This is a genomic window from Avrilella dinanensis (genome assembly GCF_002807015.1).
GTDB lineage: Bacteria > Bacteroidota > Bacteroidia > Flavobacteriales > Flavobacteriaceae > Flavobacterium > Flavobacterium dinanensis.
The window spans coordinates 679,821-702,028 of the sequence record NZ_NIPO01000001.1 but is presented as its reverse complement, the minus strand read 5'-3'; the positions used below and the strand labels follow the sequence as shown (position 1 = coordinate 702,028).

Below are 22,208 nucleotides of genomic sequence, written 5' to 3'. Positions count from 1 at the left end.
TTTACCAATCCTTATTATTCGGAACGCGAACAGGTTGTCCTTCTTCTTTTCTATCTTTTTCTCTTACTCTTTTTCTGACCTCTTTTTCGTGGTTGTCTAATGCCTGAAGCATATTATCCATCTGTTGTTTTTGCTGGTCTTGCTTTTGCTGTTCAGGGTCTTTGGGTTGATTATCTTCTTTCTTATCCTGTTTATCTTGCTGATTGTCTTTGTTATCTTTTTTATCCTGATTTTGGTCTTTTTTATCTTGATTTTTTTGGTCGTCTTGCTGGTCTTGATTCTGATTATCCTGTTGATTCTTATCGTCTTTGTTATCCTGATTTTGGTCTTGTTGGTTGTCGTTATTCTGCTGATTATCTTTCAACATTTGTTTTGCCAGAGCATAATTATACCTTGTTTCGTCGTCATACGGATTATTTCTGAGTGCATTTTTATATGCTTCAACTGCTTGCTGGTAGTTTTTTTGTTTCATCAAAGCATTACCCAGATTATGCAAAATCCGATGTTTTTCTTCCTTGGTTGTTGCCGATTTCAATGCTTGCTGATAGTGAACAATCGATTCGTCCGTTTGATATTGCCGATAAACAGCGTTGCCTGTATTATATGCTGATTGCGACTGTCTGTATTTTTGCTCAGCATTGGCATATTTTCTGGTGTTGTATAATTTATTTCCGTTAACCAAATCTTTTTGTCCGCTTTGTGCCAAAAGCGGTAACGAAAAGAACAACTGTACCATAACTACTAATAATACTCTCATCGCTTATGATTTATCGTTAAACAAATTTCGTTTTTGCACCCAAGCTGTTTTGCGTTCCGTCATAAAAAGCTGAACGATAATCAACAGCAATGCTATTGCCAAAAACCATTGAAAATATGACTGGAATTCGGCTATTTGTTGAGATTCAAAATCAGTTTTCTTGATATCCCGAATGTTGTTTTCCACCAAGCTGACTACTTCTTTGGTATGATTACCGAGAATAAAAGCTCCGCCTGTTTCTTCTGCAATTTCCTGCAAAGTTTCCGAATTCATTTTGGTAATAACCGTATTACCTTCTGCATCTTTTTTGTAATCTGCTATCCGCCCATTTTCACGAATCGGAATATTCCTTCCTTCTTCCGTACCAACAGCAATCGTGATGATACTGATATTTTTGTCTTTGGCGATATCCACTGCTTCGGCAATTCCTTCGCCGTGGTCTTCGCCGTCTGAAAAAAGTATAATGACTTTGCTTGTATTCGGGTCGTCAAAAAAACGACTGCTTACCTCAATCGCATCAGACAAAGCCGTCCCCATTGACGACACCATATCGGTATTCATCTCTCTCAGATACATTTTTGCCATATTGTAATCGGTGGTAATCGGCAACATCGGAAAAGCCTGCCCTGCATAACCCACAATGCCGATTCGGTCTGTACCCAGGTTATTGATAATCTGTGTTGCCAGCTGTTTGGTTTTCTCCAAACGATTGGGTGCGATGTCTTCTGCCAGCATACTTTTGGACACATCAATAGCAAAAACAATGTCTATTCCTTGTCGTTTTACGGTTTCTGTTTTGGTGCCTATTTTCGGATTGACTAATGCCAGAATTAGCATTAACAGTGTTATCAATGCAAATATTGTCTTCAGAACAACTTTGTGGCGGGATACTTCGGGAGCTAATTTGGTCAGATATCCGTCTGTTCCGAAAGTTTTTTGCTTTTTGTCCTGCCAGCGAAAATACCAAAATGCCAGTAATCCCAAAACGGGAATTACAAGCAAAAACAAAAGATAATATGTATTGTCTAACTGCCACATAACTATATAAAACCTTTAAAAAGCGTTCTTTTTAAAACGAAATTCATCGAGAGCATAATTAATGCAAAAATGACAAACGGACGATATAATTCATCTTTTTGCACATATTTCAATTCATCGATTTTTGTTTTTTCCAGCTGATTAATCTCATCATAAATTTCTTGCAACTTATTGCTGTCTGTCGCTCTGAAATATTTTCCACCTGTGATTTGAGCAATTTCTTTGAGCAAATCTTCATCAATAACCACTGGTGCAGGTCGATAACCTATTTGTCCGTTTGACATAAAATAAGGCGATTCAGCCACACCATTTGTTCCAATCCCGATTGTATAAACTTTAATACCGCGTTCTTTCGCAATATCTGTCGCCATCATCGGGTCGATTAACCCTGAATTGTTGACTCCGTCGGTAAGCAAAATAATCACTTTGCTTTTTGCCTGACTGTCTCTAAGCCTGTTTACTGCTGTGCCTAATCCCACACCGATGGCTGTTCCGTCCTGGATTACCTGGTCGTATTTGATGTCATTCAACGCACGAAGCAACGTGGTCTTGTCGCTGGTAACAGGTGTTTTAGTATATGCCTCAGCAGCGTAAACCACCACCCCGAAACGGTCACTGACACGTTCTTCAATGAAATTTCCGGCAACTTTTTTCAGTGCCTCTAAACGGTTTGGTTTCAAATCTTTGGCAAGCATCGACCCGGAAACGTCCATTGCCATGACGATGTCAATACCGTGTGTGGACAACACTTTTGTCTGATTGGTTATACTCTGCGGACGTGCCAATGCTATCACAATGGCGGTAATCGCTAAAGCATTCAACACACAGAACACAGGCATCAGTTGTTGTAATCTAGATTTCTTGTTGCCAAATCCTCGCAAGGAACTCATGGTCAAAGCTGGATTTTGCTTGTTTCTGTTTTTGAACCAAAACCAGATATATAGTGGCACGAGCAGTAATAACCACAGAAACAACGGACTGAAAAAGCTAATATTCTCTATCATTCTTGATTCGGGTTAAATTGAACTGACTCCAGGATTTTATCCGCTATCTTTTGCCCGTATTCATCGCCTTTTTTAAACATCACAGACAATTCCTGAATACCTTCTTTCTGAATAAAAATAAATAATTCAAATTCATAATCTTCTTCCGGGGAATCATTCGCCAATTTCCCATTAAAGCTGCCTTTAGCATGAATACCTTCGATTCCGTGAACCATTACCTTATCACTATCGACCTGCACATCTGTTGCAGAAAAAGCCGTATTCAGTGTACCTAATTTATTCTTTAGCAACCCATTAACATCTATTCCTTCAGTAGATTGAGTTATCGTAGTGCTAAGCACAACCGACAACTTTGTGGATAAGTTCTGATAAATAAAACTAGCGATTGGCGATTGCAAATTTTCGGTTTTTGTAGCAGAAGTTTCTACACGCAACAAAGCTTCTGGTGTCTGTATTTTTATGGGTGGATAGCCATAATTGCTTGTTACCCATTCCTGCTGATACAATTTTTTATTAGATGCAAACATGGAAAGATTGATGTTATCCATCAGCGAAGAATACGCATAAACGCTGCCCACCAAAAGCAACAATACTGCTGAAACGCCGACGGGAACCCATGTACGAATTTGCTTTCGTTTGCGATAGCGTTGTTCTCTTTTTTTTACCCTTTCAGATTGTTCTTCTGAAAATTTAGGAATAGCTTTATCTGTAATACTGGTAATATCTTCAATCACTTTACGGTCTTTTTCAACCTCGCTAATGGTTGGTTCTGATTTGGCAAATTTCACTAAATCAGCTGTTTGTAATACCGTTTGTAAATCTTTTATCGTTTGCGGACGAAGTTTTATTTTTTTATTCTTTACGGTTTGTTTCAGCAACCTGATTAAATCTGAAGAAGTAGATTCTTTTGCCGGAATTTCAAAAACTTCTTCGATATATTCTCTGGCTATATCGGTCAGTTCAGAATAGTAAGACTTGATATTTCCGTCTGTCACCCATCTTTTTTCATCTAATTGTTGCAGTTTGGCAGTCGCTCTTTCTAAAGGTGTGCGGAACAAATCATCTTCTGTCAGATTTTTATTCTGCTGTTTTCTGATAAGCCAAAACACCAGTAAACCAATTAGAATACACACAACAACGGCAATAATGTAGTATATGAGATAGGACGTATCCACCGACGAGCCAACAACGGTTTTTATATCATACATCGGTTGCTTGAGCGTATCAACCGCCACGGGTAAAACGTCGATTTTATGCAAATCGGTTTGGTAATTTTTTCCATCGATATATACCGATTGTCTGGAAATATGGTAGCTTCCCGAATCGAATTGAGTCAGTAAATATTTTTTGGTATAAGCGGTATGCTGTTCCTGAATCAGCGTGTCTGCCGGAAAAGATTCCAATACTTCAAAATCACCCATTTGTTCTCCTTCGGGGAAAGTGATTTTAGCATCATTTTTTCCTTGAGCCTCAATGGTGTAAGTAAAAGCAGAACCGATATGAATGGCTGTGGAATCCACCACTGAACTGACTGGTTTCTGGGCAAATAAACCAAAAGATATGAATAGAAAAATGTAGTTGATTATTTTGTTCATTCTTAACGTGATTTAAAATATGCCAAAAGCTTTTTCACATAACTTTCATTCACTTCACAGCTGATTATTTCTGCTCCTGATTTTCTGAAACTGCTTTGGAAACCTTGCTGCTGAGCAGAGAAATGCTCGTCGTATTGCTGCCGGATCTGCTTGTCGGAAGTATCTACGTAAAGTAATTCTCCGGTTTCCGCATCTTTCATCATCACCCAGCCGATGTCTTCCATATTTTTCTCTCTGTTATCGTAAACCTGTATACCTGTGATGTCGTGTTTTTTGGCAGCAATTTTGAGTTTCTGGTCAAAAGTAACATTTACAAAATCCGAAATCAAAAATGCGATTGTTTTCTTTTTCATCACTTGCAGAAAATATTCCAAAGCCGCATTGATATCGGTTTTATTACTTTTAGGCTGAAAGCTAATCAACTCACGGATAATCCGCAACACGTGTGATTTGCCTTTTTTTGGCGGAATAAAAAGCTCTACTTCATCACTGAATAAAATCAGTCCGACTTTATCATTATTATTGATAGCGGAAAAAGCCAGCGTCGCTGCGATTTCGGTAACCACATCGTTTTTGAACTGCTTGCTTGTTCCGAATTTTTGCGAGGCACTGATATCCACCAAGAGCATTAAAGTGAGTTCCCGTTCTTCTTCAAAAATCTTCACGTAAGGTTCCTGATGCCTTGCCGTCACATTCCAGTCGATAGATCGGATATCATCGCCATACTGGTATTGCCGGACTTCAGCAAACGACATTCCTTTTCCTTTAAAGGAAGTATTGTATTCCCCGGAAAAAATATGGTCACTAAGCCGCTTGGTTTTAATCTCGACTCGTCTTACCTTTTGTAAAATATCTTTTGTATCCATTTTCTTTTTGTTTCAGGTTTCAGGTTTTTCTTTGTTTCAGGCTCATATCTTAACTTGAAACACTAAACTTGAAACAAAAAATTAAGGCACCTCTACCTCATTGACGATTCTGCTGATTAAATCTTCGCTGGTTACATTTTCGGCTTCCGCTTCGTAGGTAATTCCGATACGATGACGCAACACGTCTGTGACAACAGCCCGCACATCTTCCGGAATAACATAGCCACGACGACGGATAAAAGCATAACATTTTGACGCCAATGCCAGATTGATACTACCCCGAGGTGATGCTCCATAACTGATTAGTGGTTTTAATTCAGATAGTTTAAATTGTTCCGGATATCGGGTAGCGAAAATAATATCCAGGATATATTTTTCTATTTTTTCGTCCATATAGACCTCTCTCACTGCCTGCTGGGCACGCATAATCTGGTCTAAACCAACAACGGGGCGAATCGGCGATGACTCTGCATTCAGATTTTGCCGAACGATTAATCTTTCTTCTTCTAATTTCGGATAATCAATTACTGTTTTGAGCATAAACCTGTCCATTTGTGCTTCAGGTAAAGGATAAGTTCCCTCCTGCTCTACCGGATTTTGGGTTGCCATGACCAAAAAAGGCTGTGGCAGCTTATGCGTGCTTTCGCCGATAGTCACTTGTCGCTCTTGCATCGCTTCCAGCAAGGCCGATTGTACTTTTGCCGGAGCACGGTTAATCTCATCAGCCAGAACAAAATTGGCAAAGACCGGTCCTCTTTTAATAGAAAAATCATTTTCTTTGACGTTGTAAATCATCGTACCGACAACATCTGCAGGAAGCAAATCGGGTGTAAACTGTATTCGGCTGAATGAACCATCTACTGCCTTTGACAAAGTATTTATCGCCAATGTTTTAGCCAATCCGGGAACACCTTCCAGCAGAATATGTCCCTGACCGAGTAACCCAATCAGCAATCTGTCAATCATGTGTCGTTGCCCAACGATTGACTTGTTCATCTCATTGACCAACAAATCAATAAAAGCGCTTTCTCTTTCTATTTTTTCATTAATCACTCTAATGTCTGAGGTGTGAGTGGCAGTTTCCATCATAGTTTTCTCTAATCTTTTTTGATTACCATGACAAATTGATAAATTAATTTTTATTATCCTTGTTAATGAATGGTTAAATGTAAATTGAGCACCACATTTTTAAGCACTGTTTAGGATTTTTATTATTTTTTTAAGGTTGTAAAAAAACAAATGACTATCTTTAGGATATGCAAAAAACGTATGTCATAGGAGATATTCATGGAGGATTCAAAGCTTTGATTCAGGTTTTGGAGCGAGCCGGTGTGTCATCGTCAGACACTTTGATTTTTCTGGGCGATTATGTTGATGGTTGGAGTCAGCCGGTGGAAGTCGTTGATTTTCTGATTAATCTGAGTAATAAACAACCTTGTTATTTTATTCAGGGAAACCATGAAGAACTCTTGCTGCAATGGCTCAAAAACCAAAAAGATAATCCGCTTTGGCGACAACATGGTGGCGAATCTTCTATTAAAGCATACCAAGATGCTAGCGATGCGACCAGACAGAAACATATTAAATTCTTCGAAAACCTACAACCTTATTATTTGGACGAACAAAAAAGGTTGTTTGTCCATGCGGGATTCTCCAATCTGAAGGGCGTCGATTATGAATATTTCACTAATTTTTTCTGGTGGGACAGAACGCTGTGGGAACTGGCTTTGGCAACAGATAAACAGTTATCAGTAAGTGAATCGGCATATCCGGCAAGACTGAAAATTTATCACGAAATTTTTATCGGTCACACTCCCACAACCCATTTTGGCGAAACTGTTCCGATGAATCGACAAAATGTCTGGAACATCGACACCGGGGCAGCTTTTGACGGCAAACTGACTATTATGGACGTGAACAGCAAGCAACTCTGGCAAAGTGATTGCTTGCAGGATTTGTATCCTGATGAAAAAGGAAGAAATACCGGATAAAGCAAAAATATGTATATTTGCAAAAAATTTTTATATGAAGAAAATACTATTTTCCGCAGCACTTTTGTTCGGAATGGCGTCAGCGAACGCACAGGCTCTCAATGAAGTAAAGCTAAATATTTTCAATACGATTGCTATTCAATCTGTTGAAGTCGGCTATGAACATTTTATTGACACCAACCAGTCTATTGGTTTTGAAGCACATATCAATGACAGATTTTCTTATTTTCCGGAAAGCAAAAAAGAAGGTAAAATCAAGAAATTCAATACCAACAGCCTCGTTGCCAATTACAATATGTATTTTGGCGGACGGGACGGCGAACACGCTTCCGGATTCATGGTTACACCTTTTTTGAAATATCGTTTCGGAAATTATGAAAGAGATCGCGAAATTGATGGAGAAATCCGACCGGTAAAAACAGACATGAACTCTTTCATTATCGGTATCGGAGGTGGTTATAAATTAGTAAAATTTGATTCGTTTACTGTAGCTCCGTTCGTAAGTATTGCCCGAAACTTTAGCGAGGAGGTAAGTAAGGAATTTATGGGAGTCGAAGTCAATGCGGGTGTAACTGTTGGTTACCGATTCTAATTAATTATAGTAGCTGTCTGAGAAATACTACGCTGTCAAACTGAATTGGCTTCAGTTTCTGTTAATCTAATAAATTCTGAAGCAATTTCAGCATAATGGAGCGTATTTCCCAGACAGTTTTCTTTTTCATTAAACCTAAAAACTATGCGTTATTTCTTGTTTTTATTCGGATTTGCATTTCTTGTTTCTTGCCAATCAGATGGGCTGTCTGTGAAACAGGCTCAGAATTTGGTGGCAGATTATATAGAGAATTATCCGGTGTATGAATCGGAAAATATCCGGATTGGAGAAGTAAAACTCAGCTATCGGAAAGATGCGGATAAAATCAGGTTAATACAACAACTCGCGGACGAAGGTTACCTGTCGGTGGAAGAATCCAAAAACAAGAAAAAATTTCTGTCTAAAGATTCGTTGTGGGTATCGACAATCGGTTTGGAACGCCCTGCGTCAAAATATGTAATCACACAAAAAAAGAACAAAGTTGAGTTACAAACCTATCGCTACGTTTTGCAGGAAGACAGTGAAGTGAGCCTGAAAATGAACCGAAAAAACAAGGCTACCGTAACTGCCAAACTCGTCAAAGAACCCACACCATTTGCCGGATTGGGCAAGGACAAAAACCCTAACACAACGTTTATTACGAGAGGTTTCGACCTGAAATATCATCAGGACAGAGGTTGGGAAGTGAAATAATTATTCAGAAGGCTGTGCCGGCAGATGAATATTTTCACGGATAAACTCCGGTTCTTCTTTGAACAGTGATTTGGACATAATCACGATACCGAAAACAATCAAAATCACACAACTGATTTTTTTGACTTTCAGAATATTTTTTGTGGTAAGTTTTTGCCTTAACTGCTTAGCTAATAATATTTTGAATATATCGGTAAGCACATAAGCTGAAATCACACTGCCAAAAAAAGTAAGCAAACGACTGTGTTCCATATCGAGCTGAGGGCCAATAGTAATGATGATTGCCAGCCAAAAACCCAGTACGCCTACATTAATAAAATTGAGCAAAAAACCTTTGGCTGCCAGAGAAAAGTAATTTTTCTTGTACACATCTGATTCTACATGTACCTCGGTGCGTTTGAGTTTGTTGAGCCGGACGAATGAAATCAGTCCATAAGCTGCCATCACACCTCCTCCGAAAATGTACAGAGCCGGGTCGTCTTTGATTTTTGCCACAAGGCTGAAACTACTGAAATAAGCAATGGCAATAAAGCAAATATCAGCCAGAACAACTCCCAAATCAAATGACAAAGCTGCCCGGAATCCTTTGGTAATGCTGGTTTCGATTAGTATAAAAAAAACCGGACCAATCATAAAACTCAGAAAAAAGCCGAAAGATGCACCTGTTAAAATATCGTCCATACTGATAGGTAATTTTCGATTTGTCCACCCCGACAAATACAGACTCGCAAGATACTACAATTTATCGGGAATGGAAAAAGGCGGACTGAAAATGTTAAAATTATTCTATTTTTTCACTTTCCCTACCAAGGAGAAATCTAAGTGTTTTTGAACCAAATCGGTGTTTTTTACTTTGACGATAACTTCATCGCCCAACTGATAAGTATTGCCGGTTGCTTCGCCTACCAAAGCATATTGTTTTTCGTCAAAAGTGTAATAATCATCTCTGATTTCTCTGGTTCTAATCATTCCTTCGCATTTGTTGTCGATGATTTCCACATAAATCCCCCATTCGGTAACCCCGGATATCACGCCCACAAATTCTTCCCCGATATGCTCCGACATGAATTTCACTTGCATATATTTGATACTGTCACGCTCGGCATTGGTCGCCATAACTTCACGGTTGGAGCAATGTCCGCATTTTTCCTCATATGTTTCTGCATTAACTGATTTCCCGCCGTCGAGATAGTGTTGTAAAAGTCGGTGCACCATCACGTCCGGATAACGGCGAATCGGCGAAGTAAAGTGCGAATAATAATCAAATGCCAAGCCATAATGCCCAATATTATCTGTAGAATACGCCGCTTTGCTCATACTTCGGATTGCAAGCGTGTCCACCATGTTCTGCTCGCCTTTTCCACGTACATCACTCAACAACTGATTCAGTGAATGACTGATGGTTTTTGGCGATTTGAAATTGAGTTTATAACCGAATTTACTGACAATTCCCTGCAGATTGAACAATTTTTCCTGGTCGGGTTCATCGTGGATTCGATACACAAAAGTTTTCTTTTGCTTACCGATAAATTCTGCTACCTTTCTGTTTGCCAGCAACATAAATTCCTCAATCAAATGGTTGGCATCTTTCGCCTCTTTGAAATATACCCCGACTGGGTTATTTTCTTCATCGAGGTTAAACTTCACTTCTACTTTATCAAAAGAAATCGCCCCATGTGCCATTCGCTTTGTTCTCAACTGCACCGCAAGATTATTTAATGTCAAGACAGCCTGGGCAACATTTGAATCAATTTGCTGAGTCTCGCCGGTAATAGAAATTTCCTCAGGAATGGTCGTGTCTTCCGTTTCGATAATATATTGTGCCTCTTCATACGCCAATCGTTGGTCAGACAAAGTTACTGTGCGACCGAACCATTGATTAATGATTTCCGCTTTATCATTGAGTTCAAAAACAGCCGAAAAAGTATATTTTTCTTCATTTGGACGCAATGAACAAGCAAAATTCGACAACACTTCGGGCAACATGGGCACCACTCTGTCCACCAGATAAACCGATGTACCCCGCTGATAAGCCTCGTTGTCGAGAATCGTTCCTTCTTCAAGATAATGAGAGACATCTGCGATATGCACACCAATTTCATAATTACCGTTATCTAACTGACGGAAAGACAAGGCATCATCAAAATCTTTGGCATCTTTCGGGTCTATCGTGAAGGTAAGCACATCACGCATATCTTTGCGTTTGCTGATTTCCTCTTTTGTGATAGACGTATCAATGTTCTGAGCATAACTTTCGACCTCAACCGGAAACTCAACCGGCAATCCGTATTCTGCCAATATCGCATGTATTTCGGTTTGGTGTTCTCCAGGTTTTCCCAACACTTTTTTTACAACGGCAAATGGGTTTTTGGATTTTTCCGACCAATCGGTCATTTCAATCAGCACCACTTCGCCGTCTTTGGCATCGCCCAATTTATCTTTCGGCACAAAGAAATCTACATATACTTTATTTTGCATCGGAACGACAAAAGCAAAATCTTTGTGCATCTGCACCACGCCGGCAAATTCTGTACGGTTACGTTCAATAATTTCCACGACTTCCGCCTCCGGTTTTTTAGATTTCCGGCGTTGATAAACATACGCCCGAACCAAATCGCCGTTAAATGCTTTGTTGAGATTATTGGTGGAAATATATACATCGTCTTCCAAATCTTCGCAAATCAGATAAGCAGACTTTTGCTGCGTCATATCAATGATTCCTTCGTAGTAATTGGTTTGTTCGTTGATGATATATTTTCCTCTTTCCACTTCCTCCAGCGTTTGTTGGGCAGCCAGTGTTTTCAGGTTTTTAATAATCGTATTCCGCCCGTTGGTATCTGTGATATCCAAAGCAGCGGCAATTTGTTTGTAGTTAAAACTTTTAGCTGTATTTTTTGATAAAAATTTCAGTATTTGATTGGAATAATCTTTCGATTTTTTATTCCGGTTTTTGGTTTTTTTTGTCATAATTTCAGATTAACCTTCACAGGTTTTATTTCCGCAAGGTACAAAAATTAAGCCAGTTACGGATATGCCAGTGAAATATTTGACATATCCGTAACAGGTAAAATTTATGAAAATTATTTTCTATCCCTCTTTTTGTTCCAATTTAGCCCAGGTATCTCTTAGTCCCACTGTTTTATTGAAAACTAATTTGTCTGCGGTAGAATCTTTGTCTGCGGTAAAATATCCCATGCGCTGGAACTGTAATTTATCTTCGGGCTGAACGGTTTTCAGGCTTGGCTCTACATAAGCCGTAATTACCTGAAGTGAATCTGGATTGATATATTCCTTAAAATCAATTTCTTTGTTTCCGTCAGGGTTTTCATGAGTAAACAATCTGTCGTACAAACGAACCTCAGCCTCCAAAGCATGAGCCGATGATACCCAATGAATCGTTCCTTTCACTTTTCGTTGCGATGCCTCAGTACCGCTACCAGATTTAGAATCGGGGTCGAAGGTAACATGAATTTCGGTAATGTTACCTTCTGCATCTTTCACAACGCTTTCGCCTTTAATGATATAGGCATTTTTCAGCCTTACCTCTTTACCAATGGTCAATCGGAAAAATTTTCTGCTTGCATTTTCCAGAAAATCTTCTCTTTCAATATATAATTCCTTGGAAAAAGGCACTTTGCGGTAAGTCATTTCTTCTTCCTCCGGATTATTTTCAGCATCTAACCATTCTTCTTCGCCTTCCGGATAATTATCGATAATGAGCTTAACTGGGTCAAGCACCGCCATTACCCGATTGGCTTTTTTGTTCAAATCTTCCCGAACGCAGTATTCCAGCAAAGAAACATCTATCAAGTTGGTTCTCTTGGCAATACCAATGGTTTCTGCAAAATTCTTAATGGCTTCCGGGGTATAGCCTCTGCGACGCATACCGGAAATGGTACTCATTCGTGGGTCGTCCCAAGCAGTCACATGACCCTCCGAAACGAGCTGAGATAATTTTCGTTTGGAAACCACTGTGTGTGAGAGATTCCTTCTGGCAAATTCCCGCTGTTTAGGTCTGGTTTTTCCTCCTTCATAAATCTGGTCTAAAAACCAATCATATAATTCACGATGAGGTAAAAACTCCAGCGTACACAACGAATGAGAGATTTGTTCGACGTAATCACTTTCGCCATGAGCCCAGTCATACATCGGATAAATATGCCACTGGTCGCCTGTGCGATGATGGTTAGCGTTGATAATCCGATACATAATCGGGTCACGCATCAGCATATTGGAAGAAGTCATATCAATTTTTGCTCTGAGAATATGCTCGCCTTCCTTGAATTCGCCGTTTTTCATTTTTTCAAACAAATCCAGATTTTCCTCCACCGAACGAGTTCTGTACGGCGAATCTACACCTGGCTGCGTCGGCGTTCCTTTCTGACGGGCAATTTCTTCAGAGGATTGGCTATCGACATAAGCCTTTCCTTTTTTAATCAATTCCACCGCCCAGTCATACAACTGCTGAAAATAATCGGACGCGTAGCACTCGGAAGCCCATTTGAATCCTAACCATTCCACGTCGCGTTTGATAGCATCAACATATTCCTGCTCCTCCTTGCTTGGATTGGTATCGTCAAAACGTAGATTTACCGGTGCTTCATACTTAAGCCCCAAACCGAAATTAAGGCAAATAGACGATGCATGTCCGATGTGAAGATATCCGTTTGGCTCAGGCGGAAAACGGAAACGCAAAGCATTTTTGTCCAAGCCTGCCTTGAGGTCGTCTTCGATGATTTGTTCTATAAAATTAAGCGATTTTTCTTTTACTGACATTATGCTTGATTTAGAAGGGCGAATTTACCATTTTTTTCTGAGAATCTGTTCACTTGCTCGCCAATTTCTTGTGTAAAAAACGAATTATTCAAAATGATTGGCTGTCAGTTGCTTTCAATTTATTATATTTGAAAAAATTAAGAAATATTTATCATGGCTATCGACAAAAAAAATCGTTCAATATTGGTTTTAGGCATGGCTATTTTTGCCATGCTCTTCGGTGCAGGCAATTTGCTGTTGCCGCCACACCTCGGATTTGTTGCCGGAAAAGATTGGTTTCTTTCTTATTCCGGATTTTCGATTATGGGTGTTTTTGCTCCGTTATTAGCCGTCTGGGCAGTTTTATATTCCGGAAGCTATTTTACCGACTTAGGAAAACGAGCCAACAAAACAGTGGGTTACATATTGGCAACAATCATTGTTTTGTGCATCGGTCCATTGATTGCCATTCCTCGAACCGGTGCTTTTGTTTATGAAACAGCGGTTTTACCGCTCAATCCTGAGGCACAAAATGTATGGGCATTGGTGTTGTTTTTTGCCGGTGTGCTTACGCTTTCTTTTTCTTACGATAAAACAATTAAAATAATCGGACGCTATATGGCTCCTGCATTAATTCTCTTGCTGGCTGTATTTATCGCATTAGGACTTTTTTCTTCTGGTGGTGGAAATCAGCAAAGTATGACAAATGCCTTTTCGACCGGTTTTATCGAAGGTTACAACACTTTGGACGTTCTCGGGGCGGTTATTTTTGCCGTTATATTAATCAGTGGGGCAAAAAACAGAGGTTACACCGACGAATTTTCCAAAAAAGAAGTTGTATTTAAATCAAGCATATTATCAGCTGTGCTAATGCTAATTTTCTATGGAGGTCTATTCCTGCTCGGAAGTTTGACAAATATGGAAAGTTCAGCCGGATTGAGTAATTTTCTGGTAAGTATCGCTCAAAACATGTTAAATGGAAACGGTATTTACCTGTTAACCATACTAGCGATTTTAACCGGATTAACCACCGCAATAGCACTTACGGCAGCAGTTGCTAACTTCTTTGACCGCTTGACCAACAAAAAGATGGGTTATGCCGAAGGAGTCATTATGTGTACGATGATTTCGGTCATTCTTGCTATCAACGGGGTGGAAGAAATTACTAATTATGCCGGACGGATACTCGCTTTTGTTTATCCGATTACACTCACTTTGGTATTGACTGTGTTACTATTCGGAAGAAATATTGTATCGAAAATACCTTATTTAACCGCGTTGATTATTACTACCGGTTTTTCCATAGTAAGATTGTGGGCAACAATAAGTTCTTCGACCGAAGTTTCTCATTCGCTCACAGAAACACTACCTCTGTATAAATATCAACTCGAATGGCTGATTCCTTCATTCATTGGATTCTGGATAAGTTTTTTTGTTACTCGAAGAAAATAAATTTCATTGAAAAACAGTAAAGATTTTTTTGCCGGTAGGTGGCATTTTACTCGGAAAATATATCATGCAGAAACGCTTTATGCCCAAGGCGAAGGTGAGGCTGTTTTCATGCCCAGCGAATCAGACAACAAATTGATTTACAACGAATCGGGATTTATTATTTTAGCAGAAAATCAAAAGCAACTACCTTTTCATCGCAGTTTTTTGTATGGGTTTGAGCAAGAAAAAATAACGGTTTTTTTCAACGATGGCATGGATAAAGGCAAACTGTATCAGCAGTATATCTATGATAAAGAAAAACAACTGATACAATCTGTTTGTGAGCATCTTTGTGTAGCAGATGGTTATGACGGGAAGTATTTTCTTACGGACGGTAACAGTTTTCGGTTAGAAACCCGTATTCAGGGGCCGAAAAAAGATATGTTTATTCATACATTTTTCCGCCGGATATAGAAATTATTTAACCAGCCCAAACATCATTACCAAACGATTTCCGTCGTAGAAATTTAAAGTTTGGTCAGCCAGGTCAAAACGCAGTTTTTTACCCGAAAGTACGTCCAGAAATGTTCTTTCTGTTTGGTTAGCTTCTTCGTCCAGACAAGCCATTAAAGTAGTTCTCATGTGGTCAAACGAAATGTGATTACCGTCGCTCTCGAACGTTCCGGAAAAACCATTGCAACCTGTGTGACCGGAAACTAATTTTTCTTTTACATTCAGCTTAATCGAGGCTCTTCCATAGTCTTTTCCTACATTGTTCAGCATAATCAGTTTCCAGTCGTTTTTTTCGATAAAGTTCCAAACGCTTTCATCAGTTTGTTGCTCAAATTCCATAATAGTTTTACCCCACCAGTTTTTGAACTGCACTTTGTTTCCTTTGGTTTTCACTTTGAATTTGCGTTCTCTAATTGTCTCTAAGAATTCGGCTTCCAACTTCATTGTTTCCTCATCACAAGCCATCATCGTTCCGATCGGCAAGCCTGTTTTGATGCAAGCGTCGTTGTTCTTTTTTGATTCAAAATCCAAACCAAAAGTGTTGCAACCACTTTTTCCGGAAATGGTTTTTTTTTCCTTGTCAATAGTCAGGTAAACATTGGTTGATTCTACATTGTTTCCGTTGAGTTTGGTCAATGTGAGTTTTGTTCCGAACGGAACATTGGCAACTCCTACAACTGCAATAAGCATGAAAAATATGCTAAAAAAAACTTTTTTCATTTTCTGTTTATTTTTGTTCTCTACCTATGTAGCAATCGGCGTGCCAAAGATTACAATAATTTTTCACATATAGCCTTTAGATATAAAAAAACGCCAATTCGAATAAATTGGCGTTTTTTGCTATTTGGTTTCAGCAGTTTTTGTTCCTGCTTTCTTTTTGCGAGGGCGTAACTTTCCGTAACTTCCACTGATAATTTTCCCTCTTTTTGTTTTCATGTCTCCTTTTCCCATTAGATAAAAATTTTGTGGTTATTGTGGTTAGCAGACAAATATACGAAATTTAAAGGCAGAAGGCAAAATCCAAACACTACAAGCCCATCAAAAATCTATTTTTTGTCTATTTTTAGGTTTGTTTTTACGCAAAAAGGGTTACTTTTGACTGTTTTCCAAACATTCTATGCAAAAACTCAGTATCATAACACCTGTTTTTAACGAAGAAAATACTGTTTCTATTTTCCACAAACATCTCTTGGTGTTTAAACAACAACTAAAAAATTACCAAACAGAATGGATTATTGTCGATGACGGAAGTAGAGATGCAACGCCCGAAATCATACAAAAACTGACAGAAGAAAATGATTTTATCTGCTCCGTGATTTTTTCTCGAAATTTCGGAAAAGAGTCCGCTCTGTTTGCCGGATTAGAACACAGTTCGGGCGATATCGTTATCCCGATGGATATTGATTTGCAAGACCCTTTTGAGGTAATTTTTCCGATGATTGAAAAATACGAACAAGGTGCCGATGTGGTTTTAGCAAAGCGAAGTAGCAGAAACAATGATTCTTTTTTCAAACGTTTTTCGGCTGAATGGTTTTATCGGCTAAACAATAAAGTATCTTCAATTCGCCTGGAAGAAAATGTAGGCGATTTCAGGCTGATGACCCGACAAGTGGTTGATGAAATTATTAAGCTCGAAGAAAACCAGCTGTTTATGAAGGGGGTGATGAGCTGGGTTGGTTTTAAAACAGCCATTGTCGCTTACGAACGTCCGAACAGAACGGAAGGAAAAACCAAGTTTAATTATCGTAAATTGTGGAATCTCGCCGTACAGGGCATTACTTCGTTCTCGACCGTTCCGCTGAAAGTATGGACTTATTTCGGTAGTTTTATCGCATTGATTTCTTTTCTTTACGGCATCAAAATCATTATTGAAAAAGTGTTTTTCGGGATTAATGCTTCCGGTTACGCCTCACTAATGGTAGCCATTTTGTTTTTTGGCGGTGTGCAACTTATCGGCATCGGTGTTTTGGGCGAATATCTGGGCAGAACTTATCTGGAAAGTAAACGCCGACCGAAATATATTGTTAAAAAGGTTTTGAAGAAAAATGATTTGCAAGAATAAAATCAAACTCTTCTATTTTTTCAATTCTACAATTTGTTCTGCATATCTGATTTTCCAGTCGGAAACTTCAAAATAACCAAAATTGATTTTTTTTATGTTTTGCGTTCTAAAATTCACATGGTTAATAATAAAGTATTTTCCATTGTACAAAATCGGTTCAATAGTTCCTATATCAAAATTGTGGTAATTATTACTTTTGTCAAAAACATGGAAAAACATTCTGTAATTCTCTTTTAAATTATCCACTTCTTTTTTTGATAACTCAACAGCAAAATGAGTTTTTTTGTGTGTACTGTACATATATAAATTTCTCAATCCGTTTTCGGTCATCAAATTTTTATTTTCAACCAAACTATTACTTTTTCCTAATTTGGAAATATCAAAATCAAACGAATAAAACGCTACCTTATCCAAACCGTAATATTCGGCATAAGCTGTTGGTTCTTCGTACCGGTCAAAAATGATACGGTCGGGATAATCTGAATCAAAATGAATACGAGGAATTTTCACATCTTTCAGATTTTCCTTTTTAAATTCTTCTACTATAGCCAGCTGTACTTTACTCTGCTGAAATGCACTATTATACAAAGGCAGAATATTCATAAAATATTCTTTTCCGAAAAGAAACAAGAAAAAGAGAGTAAAAGCGTAATATAGGTGCTTTACTTTCGCTTGTTTCCCAGCTAACTGAATAATGTGGCTTAGGGCAAAAGAAATAGCTATTAACAAAAAAATAAATGCTCCAGACATTGAACGAGGCGGATATTGCGGTGATAAAAACATCATGAAATCAGAGGCATAAGAACCTAAAGCAAATATTATAGAGATACTTAAAAATGATATTTTTTTGTCTTTCCTAAAAAACTCCACAGGCTGAAAAAGATAAATAATCAGATAAAATATAACTAAAAGTAATATAGGATATTTTAAAAACTCCCAGTAATTACTATCAAATTTGCTTATTTTTTCCATCAAAGACAAATCTCTCCATTTTAAACCTGTCAAGTCTTCGGTTCGCTGCAGCCTTACCTGATTTCCGGGAGACAAGATGAGTAATGCTCCGCCAATTGCATTGAAAACAAAAGTTACTCCCAACTTTAGGTCTATTTTTTTGTCTGTAAATGCTTTTGAAAGTAGCAACAAAAAGGTAAACCCAACAATAATAGGAGCTGTGTTTTCATTTGAACAACCGGCAATTAAAGCCAGGAAAAACAAGGCATAAGAAAATTTATCTTTGTAGTAGTAATTCAATAATGCTGCCAGATAAATACAAACAATAAGATTCGTCCACAAATAATTTGCCGAGCCTGCTATCCAGAATGTTGCGTGTCCCAAAGCTGGGTGAAAAAGCCAAAAAAGTGACGAAATCAGAATAAATTTTAAATACTTAGGGTATTTGGACTCAAATTTGGTTGCCATTTCTGGCAATTGTGACAAATAGTGAAACAATGCAATTAACCCCACAGACTGAACTACTGCAATGAGCACTTTGTTTTTAATCACTAAAATCAAAGGAGTAATGAAATTTGCTACAAGCCTTCCGCTCCACCCCAAATAATGCTCCCATTGTTTCTCCAAAGAAAGTCCTCTCATTTCATAGAAAAAATCATCAGAATGTAATGGTGTGAAAAAATGAATAATAAAGGCTAATATAGCAAAAATTGAACCTGTTAATATATACAACGCTTTCTTCTTTGACATAAACTGAATTTCTTGTTTCTGTTAATATTTCCAAAGATACTTCATTTTTCCTATTGGAAAAACATACCTTATTTATTATTGATTTCGACAAAGGCGAATAGTTTTTGCTTAAAAGAATCTTTTGTTTTTATACCTTTGCTGTGCAATTTTTTCAAGAAGATGGATAAAACTAAAGTCGTACATATTGTAGAAGCCCTTGGTGGAGGTGTGTACACCTATTTTAAAAATTTATCCCACTTTTTTGGCTCGGAAGAAATCGCTAAAGAAATTGAAACAACCATTATCTATAGCAGTAAACGCAAAGAAATTATTCCTGAAAACATCAAAAAGGAATTTTCTAAAAATGTCAATCTGGTTGAAATTGATATGGTTCGCGAGCTTTCGCCGATTAAAGACTTTCGCTCGGTTTTAGAGCTCAGAAAACTCTTGAAGAAACTGAATCCGGAAATCATTCATTTACATTCCTCCAAAGCAGGCGTACTTGGAAGATTTGCCAACAGCTTGCTCTTTGCCAATAAGAAAAAAGTGTTTTATACTCCGCATGGTTATTCATTTTTGCGTCAGGATATTTCAGCCTCAAAAAGAAGACTCTATAAATTTATTGAAAAATATTCTCAGCGATTTTTTGGCGGAACGACTATCGCTTGTGGCGACACGGAATATGAAATAGCCAAAAGCTTTGGTAAATCGGTTTTAGTAAGGAATGGGATTGATTTTCCTAAAGTTGCGGCAAAGTATCATTCGTATAATAACAATGTGCTTACATTTGGTATTGTCGGAAGAATAACAATGCAAAAAAACCCTGTACTATTTAACGAAATTGCTTTGCGTTTCCCTCAGTACAATTTTATTTGGATAGGCGACGGAGAGCTATATCAAGCACTAACAGCTCCAAATATCAGGATTACAGGGTGGTTTTACACCTCAGAGGAAGTTTACGAATGGGTCAATAAAATAGATGTTTTTTTACAAACATCGCTATGGGAAGGCTTGCCATTGGCGGTACTCGAAGCTATGGCTTTAAGGAAACCGGTAGTGGCTAAAAGAGTTATTGGCAATAAAGATATCGTTCATAGTGGTGAAAACGGCTTCTTGTTTGACAACATAAATGAACTCGACAGCATTTTTGAAATCATGCAACAAAGCCATCAAGAAATGGGTAAAACCAGCTATTTAACCTGCCAAAAATATTTCGATATGAATGAGAATTTTAAGGCTCTGGCTTCCCTGTTTAAAGAAAAATAATCATAATCACTCTTTTGGTTGTAACTTTCGATGGAACACAAAACAAAGTAAGAAAGCAATCAATATGCACCCCAATTGCCTGGTCAAAACATTTTCTACCAAAAGAAATAACAAGGCTGCCACAAGCAAACAAACAGAGAAAAAATCTTTCCGACCAATTATAAATAAATAGCAGAAAAACAACAAACTCAAACACAAAACAATTATTCCCTGGCTTAGATAAAAATCTAAAAACTGATTGTGTGTATTGAATTTACTGTCAATAAACCATTGTTTGTGTTCGGCATCTAAATAATTTTCTTTTTGTTGATAACACAACGCAAGGTCATTTTCGGTCTGATAATATCCTTTACCAAAAACAATTTCTTTCGGATTATCCGACATAATTGTATAAGCACAATCCCATATATAATATCTTGGTTCTGCCGTGATAAAATTTACCTTTTCATCGCCAATAAAAAACCGCTTGGACAAATTGTCAGATAAATTATACATCAACACTACAAAGAATAAAGGAACGAGCAGCCACCATTTTAGATTGAGCTTTATTTTCTTGGCAAAATAAAAAGCAGCAATTAAAGTAGAAATCAACACAGTAAGGGCAGACAAACGAGCGGCAATCAAAAATATAAAACTAATAAAAACAATACCCATAGTAACATATAAGATACGATAGTATTTTTTGATTGTAGTAGTCGCTAAGTAAAAAACAAAATAAGTGCTCATCAAATACATAAAGCCCAAATAAGGTCGATGACCGAAAAGCAAATCGTTAACCTGAGCACCATTTGCTAAAGCAAAACTACTGTCTTTTGAGATTTCTATTACAATCAAAGTTGTTGAAATTGACAGCAAAGAAAAACTTCCTAAAACGAATGCCAACAAACTACTTTTTATATTTTTTATAGGGGAAAATAGTATTAAAATCAAAGGAATATACAACAGCCTTTGTATCAAATTAAAATCCTCCCAACGTTGAAACACTAAACTATTTCCTGCTATAATTGCAATAAATAAAAATATGGCGATAAACTCTTTCTTGAGTTGTTGAATTGATTTTTTATAGTTTTGAAAAGGAAAAAGCAGAACAAGCACCACCAAAATAATATTAGGCAAAGCTCTTGCAGAATGCTCAAAAGGTATAATAAAGCAAAAAAGCAGAAAAATATAATTGTATATTTTATTGATGTTTTTCATTTTTATAATTTAGAAATCAGGTAACGTCTGATAAACTTTAAAAAGGAATAAGAGGAATAAAGAAACCATTGTCCAAATGAAATCATCTCTCGTTGATAAATAAATTTAAAGTTTGAGAGTTCTCCTTTTTCCATTTTCCACAAATTTGCCGAAAGACCCGATTCGCCAAATGGTCTTTTGTTGTTGATATTAAAGCTCAAAAGCTTATTGATATAAACCATTTTATGATTCTTGCCTATTTGTAACCAAACTCTGTAATCTTCCGAGTACTTTTGATGTTCATTAAACGGGTAGCGAGTTAGCACATCTTTTTTAACCAATACACAAGGTGTCTCAAAATAGTTTTTAGCACATAACATATTGAATGTTATCTCCTTATACAGAATTGTGTCTTTAAAAAATAATTTGTTGTAGCCTCCACTTACTAAAACTATATCTTGATTTTTTTGGAGAAAATCCAACTGAACCTGCATCTTATCCGCAACCCAATAATCATCTGTATCTAAAAACGCAATCCAGTTTCCCGAGGCAATTTCTATTCCTTTATTCCGGGCTGCAGAAGGTCCTTGATTTTCCTGAAAATAAGAGATAATATTAACTTTAGGATTTTGATCCTGCAGCTCTTTTATAATACTTCTTGAGTTGTCAGTGGAACCATCGTCAACAATAATAACCTCACCTACCTTTAGCGTTTGTACAATAACAGACTCAATACATTTGCGTAATGTATTTTCTGAGTTATAATTAGGCACAACCACCGATATGCTA

At 37.6% G+C, this 22,208-nt stretch carries 21 protein-coding genes; 7 read left to right on the top strand and 14 right to left on the bottom strand.

The window, feature by feature from the left end; translation table 11 throughout:
• Position 1: 1 nt before the first annotated feature.
• The 6 genes from CDL10_RS03445 to CDL10_RS03420 all read right to left on the bottom strand — a co-directional run bounded on the left by CDL10_RS03445 (position 2) and on the right by CDL10_RS03420 (position 6,346).
• Positions 2-757, bottom strand: a complete 756-nt coding sequence (locus tag CDL10_RS03445) for a tetratricopeptide repeat protein (RefSeq protein WP_100677247.1) — start codon at positions 755-757, stop codon at positions 2-4.
• A gap of 3 nt (positions 758-760) precedes the next feature.
• A complete protein-coding gene (locus tag CDL10_RS03440) occupies positions 761-1,795 on the bottom strand; it encodes a VWA domain-containing protein (RefSeq protein ID WP_100677246.1) in 1,035 nt (344 codons plus the stop codon).
• A 2-nt stretch (positions 1,796-1,797) separates the two neighbouring features.
• Complete coding sequence (locus tag CDL10_RS03435; RefSeq protein ID WP_165772975.1) at positions 1,798-2,799, bottom strand: vWA domain-containing protein; 1,002 nt, start codon at positions 2,797-2,799, stop codon at positions 1,798-1,800.
• Complete coding sequence (locus CDL10_RS03430) at positions 2,796-4,394, bottom strand: BatD family protein (protein WP_100677245.1); 1,599 nt, start codon at positions 4,392-4,394, stop codon at positions 2,796-2,798. The genes CDL10_RS03435 and CDL10_RS03430 overlap by 4 nt, the downstream gene beginning before the upstream one ends.
• Positions 4,395-4,396: 2 nt before the next feature.
• On the bottom strand, positions 4,397-5,260 hold the full coding sequence (locus tag CDL10_RS03425; protein ID WP_100677244.1) for a DUF58 domain-containing protein: 864 nt from the start codon (positions 5,258-5,260) through the stop codon (positions 4,397-4,399).
• 81 nt (positions 5,261-5,341) lie between these two features.
• Complete coding sequence (locus tag CDL10_RS03420) at positions 5,342-6,346, bottom strand: AAA family ATPase (RefSeq protein ID WP_100678621.1); 1,005 nt, start codon at positions 6,344-6,346, stop codon at positions 5,342-5,344.
• Positions 6,347-6,516: 170 nt separating this feature from the next.
• Between CDL10_RS03420 and CDL10_RS03415 the strand changes: the two genes are divergently transcribed.
• From CDL10_RS03415 to CDL10_RS03405, 3 genes are all read left to right on the top strand, one after another.
• A complete protein-coding gene (locus CDL10_RS03415; RefSeq protein ID WP_100677243.1) occupies positions 6,517-7,251 on the top strand; it encodes a metallophosphoesterase family protein in 735 nt (244 codons plus the stop codon).
• A 34-nt stretch (positions 7,252-7,285) separates the two neighbouring features.
• Positions 7,286-7,843, top strand: coding sequence for a DUF3575 domain-containing protein (locus CDL10_RS03410; RefSeq protein WP_100678620.1), 558 nt, complete (start codon positions 7,286-7,288; stop codon positions 7,841-7,843).
• A 144-nt stretch (positions 7,844-7,987) separates the two neighbouring features.
• Positions 7,988-8,536, top strand: a complete 549-nt coding sequence (locus tag CDL10_RS03405) for a hypothetical protein (protein WP_100677242.1) — start codon at positions 7,988-7,990, stop codon at positions 8,534-8,536.
• Here CDL10_RS03405 and CDL10_RS03400 read toward each other — a convergent pair whose 3' ends face one another.
• The 3 genes from CDL10_RS03400 to CDL10_RS03390 form a co-directional block, all read right to left on the bottom strand.
• The gene (locus CDL10_RS03400) at positions 8,537-9,217 is read right to left on the bottom strand and encodes a LysE family translocator (RefSeq protein ID WP_100677241.1); all 681 of its coding nucleotides are present in this window, start codon (positions 9,215-9,217) and stop codon (positions 8,537-8,539) included. It abuts the gene before it with no gap.
• A gap of 105 nt (positions 9,218-9,322) precedes the next feature.
• Positions 9,323-11,503: a ribonuclease R gene (gene rnr, locus CDL10_RS03395; RefSeq protein ID WP_100677240.1), complete on the bottom strand. Its 2,181-nt coding sequence runs from the start codon at positions 11,501-11,503 to the stop codon at positions 9,323-9,325.
• A gap of 120 nt (positions 11,504-11,623) precedes the next feature.
• Positions 11,624-13,312 carry a glutamine--tRNA ligase/YqeY domain fusion protein gene (locus tag CDL10_RS03390; protein WP_100677239.1) on the bottom strand — a complete coding sequence of 563 codons (1,689 nt, stop codon included), beginning with the start codon at positions 13,310-13,312 and terminating at the stop codon, positions 11,624-11,626.
• 153 nt (positions 13,313-13,465) lie between these two features.
• Between CDL10_RS03390 and CDL10_RS03385 the strand changes: the two genes are divergently transcribed.
• Positions 13,466-14,743, top strand: coding sequence for a branched-chain amino acid transport system II carrier protein (locus tag CDL10_RS03385; RefSeq protein ID WP_100677238.1), 1,278 nt, complete (start codon positions 13,466-13,468; stop codon positions 14,741-14,743).
• Between the two features lie 6 nt (positions 14,744-14,749).
• A complete protein-coding gene (locus CDL10_RS03380) occupies positions 14,750-15,196 on the top strand; it encodes a DUF6314 family protein (protein WP_100677237.1) in 447 nt (148 codons plus the stop codon).
• A gap of 3 nt (positions 15,197-15,199) precedes the next feature.
• Here CDL10_RS03380 and CDL10_RS03375 read toward each other — a convergent pair whose 3' ends face one another.
• Together CDL10_RS03375 and CDL10_RS03370 are read right to left on the bottom strand one after the other, a co-directional pair.
• Positions 15,200-15,955, bottom strand: a complete 756-nt coding sequence (locus tag CDL10_RS03375) for an META domain-containing protein (protein WP_100677236.1) — start codon at positions 15,953-15,955, stop codon at positions 15,200-15,202.
• Between the two features lie 120 nt (positions 15,956-16,075).
• On the bottom strand, positions 16,076-16,186 hold the full coding sequence (locus CDL10_RS03370; protein ID WP_100677235.1) for a 30S ribosomal protein THX: 111 nt from the start codon (positions 16,184-16,186) through the stop codon (positions 16,076-16,078).
• 166 nt (positions 16,187-16,352) lie between these two features.
• Here CDL10_RS03370 and CDL10_RS03365 point away from each other — a divergent pair, with 166 nt between their 5' ends.
• Positions 16,353-17,297, top strand: coding sequence for a glycosyltransferase family 2 protein (locus CDL10_RS03365; protein WP_100677234.1), 945 nt, complete (start codon positions 16,353-16,355; stop codon positions 17,295-17,297).
• 12 nt (positions 17,298-17,309) lie between these two features.
• Here CDL10_RS03365 and CDL10_RS03360 read toward each other — a convergent pair whose 3' ends face one another.
• Entirely contained in the window at positions 17,310-18,998 is a 1,689-nt protein-coding gene (locus tag CDL10_RS03360; protein WP_100677233.1) for a DUF6056 family protein, read from the bottom strand.
• A 159-nt stretch (positions 18,999-19,157) separates the two neighbouring features.
• Here CDL10_RS03360 and CDL10_RS03355 point away from each other — a divergent pair, with 159 nt between their 5' ends.
• Positions 19,158-20,243 carry a glycosyltransferase gene (locus tag CDL10_RS03355; protein WP_100677232.1) on the top strand — a complete coding sequence of 362 codons (1,086 nt, stop codon included), beginning with the start codon at positions 19,158-19,160 and terminating at the stop codon, positions 20,241-20,243.
• Positions 20,244-20,249: 6 nt separating this feature from the next.
• Here the strand turns inward: CDL10_RS03355 and CDL10_RS03350 are convergent, their stop codons facing one another.
• Positions 20,250-21,440 (bottom strand): O-antigen ligase family protein, encoded by a 1,191-nt coding sequence (locus CDL10_RS03350; RefSeq protein WP_100677231.1) that lies wholly within the window; start codon positions 21,438-21,440, stop codon positions 20,250-20,252.
• 2 nt (positions 21,441-21,442) lie between these two features.
• A complete protein-coding gene (locus tag CDL10_RS03345; protein WP_165772974.1) occupies positions 21,443-22,192 on the bottom strand; it encodes a glycosyltransferase family 2 protein in 750 nt (249 codons plus the stop codon).
• Positions 22,193-22,208 lie beyond the last annotated feature (16 nt).